At 40.9% G+C, this 3,457-nt stretch carries 3 protein-coding genes and 1 pseudogene; 1 reads left to right on the top strand and 3 read right to left on the bottom strand.

Annotated features, from left to right (window positions below; genetic code table 11):
• Positions 1 to 263 precede the first annotated feature (263 nt).
• The 3 genes from O9295_RS19500 to O9295_RS19490 all read right to left on the bottom strand — a co-directional run bounded on the left by O9295_RS19500 (position 264) and on the right by O9295_RS19490 (position 2,712).
• Positions 264 to 596 carry a hypothetical protein gene (locus O9295_RS19500; protein WP_002760882.1) on the bottom strand — a complete coding sequence of 111 codons (333 nt, stop codon included), beginning with the start codon at positions 594 to 596 and terminating at the stop codon, positions 264 to 266.
• Entirely contained in the window at positions 586 to 1,680 is a 1,095-nt protein-coding gene (locus O9295_RS19495) for a CHAT domain-containing protein (RefSeq protein ID WP_288034672.1), read from the bottom strand. Before O9295_RS19495 ends, O9295_RS19500 begins: the two co-directional genes overlap by 11 nt.
• A gap of 72 nt (positions 1,681 to 1,752) precedes the next feature.
• Positions 1,753 to 2,712 (bottom strand): hypothetical protein, encoded by a 960-nt coding sequence (locus O9295_RS19490; protein ID WP_288034670.1) that lies wholly within the window; start codon positions 2,710 to 2,712, stop codon positions 1,753 to 1,755.
• Here O9295_RS19490 and O9295_RS19485 point away from each other — a divergent pair.
• Positions 2,696 to 3,095: pseudogene (locus tag O9295_RS19485) on the top strand (bluetail domain-containing putative surface protein); the annotation flags it as partial. The gene O9295_RS19490 and the pseudogene O9295_RS19485 overlap by 17 nt on opposite strands.
• Positions 3,096 to 3,457 lie beyond the last annotated feature (362 nt).

Genomic DNA, 3,457 nt, shown 5'->3' with positions numbered 1-3,457 from the left:
AACAGTTTTGCAAGCTCGCTTGGGTGAAGTTCCTTTAGATGTGGAACAATACCTGAATAAAGTTTCGGTACTATCTACATTACAAGAGATTGTTAAATTAGCAGCTACCGCTAATTCTCTCGCAGAATTTAAGCAGTCTTTGGCAAAAATCCAATCCTAGAACTTCTTTAGAAAACGGGTTTCTTTGAGAAACTCTTTGAGAAACCCGTTTTCTTTGAGAGACCGGATACCGACCTCTGGCTTTTTGTTTTAATGGTGGACATTTACTTCGTTTTCTGTATTTTTGGCTGCAAAGTTGTAGATAGGGTAACTTTCATCGTGTTTGTATTGGCTGTTTCTGCTCCAATGTTGAAAAACAGATATTTGAGTTCTCCCTTCGCCTTTAGGCTGACTGAACCATTAATTTCAACAGTCAACTGACTTTCTACATCTACCTTACTAGAAAGAGCTTCCATGACAGATTCAAAGAGTTCTTGCAACTGAACTGCGACGGTTTCCTCTTGTGGTCCCAAAGTAGTCAGGATTTCCTCATCCTCAGTTTGTAAGCTACTAACTGAAGCTGGATCAACGGCTGTGGCATATACTTTAATTGGCATGGTCTTCCTCCTTGGAATTTTTTTGCTGTACAATCGAGAAATCTGGATCGCCATAAATACAATACAGTAGCCAAAATAAGTTTCTCTCATTGGCTGCAACTTCTTTGGCTTTGGCTACAGCCTGTCCGATAGTAATTTTCTCATCTGGGTTGAATAATTCACGGTAAACAATTTCGGCAAAGTTGACGGCATATTTCACTGGTACGGATCCTAAAGTTCCAATGAAAGCATCTGCACCACGCTGATAAAATTTCCAGCCAAAACTGCTAAATTTTCCAAAGGTTAACACGGGAACGGTTGAAGCACAGGCGTTAGCAAACACAAGACTACCTGGCTCAAGGGGTAGCCTTAGAATGGTTTCAGGGAGCAAGTTTTCAATTCGGGTTTTGTTTTTATCGCCAGCAATTTGGAGTAGGTGCGGTTCTAAATGTCCGTGACAGGTAAAATGAAGCGCATCTGTGCCTGGAATAGCTTTTACAAGGGACGAAATTGGCTGTTTAGCTAACAATTGTACCGCTTCCGGGGGGAGAAGATTAGAGAATAGATGGGTAGCTCGCTCTGCTTCCGAGGAAGGTACATCTCCACCGACAATATTGACAATCCGCTTGATTTGTCTTTTTCCCTTACTTTCAGGTCTATTTCTTTTTGGTAAATCTTGACTATCGCTGAGGCGAGGAGAGCGAGCAATAATAAACTTCTTTCCCCAAAAATCTTCGCCGTCGTACATTAATTCCCAAGGAATCCACTGTTCATTAGTGGAGATAATGACAGGAGAACCAATCTTCCAAGTTCCCATTTGTTTGGCCACTTCAGAGGGAATTAACATCTCGAACAAGTTAGCGCCAACACTCTGAAGATTGAAACAGATACTCTCCCAACGCTCATCAGAGGGGTTTCCTTGTTGCACTACTTCTGTCAGGAAAGCATTCAAACTTCGCAAATCATCTTCAATTTGTTGCTGAATATTAGGAATTGTTTTCTCCCACTCGCCTAAGCGATTGGCAGGGAAGATAGTATAGAGTAATTTACTTTCTCTCTCAATCCAAGTAACATTAAGTGTATGTTTATCGGGATTAACCGTCATACTTTCTCAGTTTTTGAGACCATCAATTGGGTCTTCCATTGATAAAACTTTTGGCGATATTTCATGATATGATTAGAAAGTTACGTTAGTTTGAACGATTACATACCCAACTCTTGTTGCTCCTCTGAAAAACTCAATCTCAATAACTTGCTCACCTCTTTCAAGAGGAACAAGGGTAAAAATCACTTCGTTGGAATCGCCTTTAACTGGAACAGTCAACTGCTGCTGATAAGGTCTTATGGCAAATGCTGGAGCAGTAACCTTGACATTTAGTTTAACTTGCTTAGTATTAAGTCCTACTGTAAGCCAAATTTTTTCTGGAACACGAGTAAATTTTGGAATCTCTTGAGTTAGCTGAATCTTTAAATCAACTTTTTGTTCAAGAACACATCCTGATGGGAATTCGATTCGAGTGTGGCGTTCAATTGTTACGCTATTAGGCGGCCGACGGGGTGTAGGCGGACTAGGAATAGCATCAATAAACTTCCCACCCTTAATACTCCCTTTATTCGAGTTAAAATAACCCGGGTTGCCGATATATTTTCTGTTTAAATCCGCTTCTCCACCTGCCAATTTGCCGGGTGGAACCTTAATCGTCGGTTCCCCCTTTACATATGAGTTTATGTCTTGAACAAATTCAGTTTTTCTTAGCCTTAGTCCCTCACCGATTACTGATAAGCTTGTTTCTGGATGAGTCAGCAGTTGAAATTGAATACAGAAATCAGCCAACTGGAAATATCGAGCCTCAATAGCTTTATAAGCTGTCTCAAGGAAATTCAAATCGACTTGGCTCATAATAGTGGCAAAATCAGCCACAAGGCTTTGAGTTTCAGCAGCAAATTTCTTTAAGAGAGTATCAGCTTCACTAAACTTATTTTGTCCCAACAATGCAGCAAGTTGTACGAGTTGCCTATTGCGAGTGTTAGGAAAGTATGCAGCCAAAGCATAAGCCTCGGCGAATTCCCCTTCTCCCAGAAGAGCGACAATCGGTTGCAGCCAAGTTTCACGAGGTGTTTCACTGCGAGTTTCCATTTCCTATACCCTTCCTGACAACGTGGAAAATCTCGTCCTCACTGGTACTGGTAATCTTAATGGCACGGGTAATGCCTTGTCAATTTGGTGCGGCAATTAATGCCCCTCTCGCTTTTACCCGGGCAACAGATAGCACCACGACCAATATTAACACCATTGTTACTAACGTCTTTACCGATGCTAATGGCGCAACAGCCGGAAATCAAGCTCTCGGGATGAACAGTGCTGCTTTAGTGCGGGATAATAGTTCTTCTACTTACCTAATTATCAACGACGGTACAGCAGGCTTCCAAAGTGCTAATGATTTGGTGATTAATCTGACTGGGTTAACGGGTGCTTTCCCGGCGCTCGGTACTATTGCGGTCAATAGTTTCTTTGTCTAAATTGATGGGGGGATTAATTCTCCCCTTTTAATGCTCCCGTTCAAGTAATTTTGATATAAAAAAAGTTAAGAGGCTCTTCTCGACTTTGTGTTATAAGTAGCTGGTTATAGCGTTTTTCAGTCTGCTGAGGTACAAAAGTTATGGGTTTTAGGCAAAAGGCAAGAGGCAAAAGGCAAAAGGGAAGAAAAACAAGTGTACCTCACTAGCTTAGGAAACGCTATATAATTAGGGTTTGCTGAAAAAGTCATTGAAAAGTACAGGTCTCTTAATCAATGATTTCACTTAGCTACAAGCATAAGCTTTAGTTGTTGATTAATTTTTAAGTTATAACTTATCCTAATCATTGACCGAGAAAAAGTGCT

The sequence above is a fragment of the Microcystis sp. LE18-22.4A genome (genome assembly GCF_027531105.1).
Lineage (GTDB): Bacteria > Cyanobacteriota > Cyanobacteriia > Cyanobacteriales > Microcystaceae > Microcystis > Microcystis aeruginosa.
Note: the sequence above shows the minus strand (reverse complement) of the source record. Positions and strands in the feature narration are given on the sequence as shown.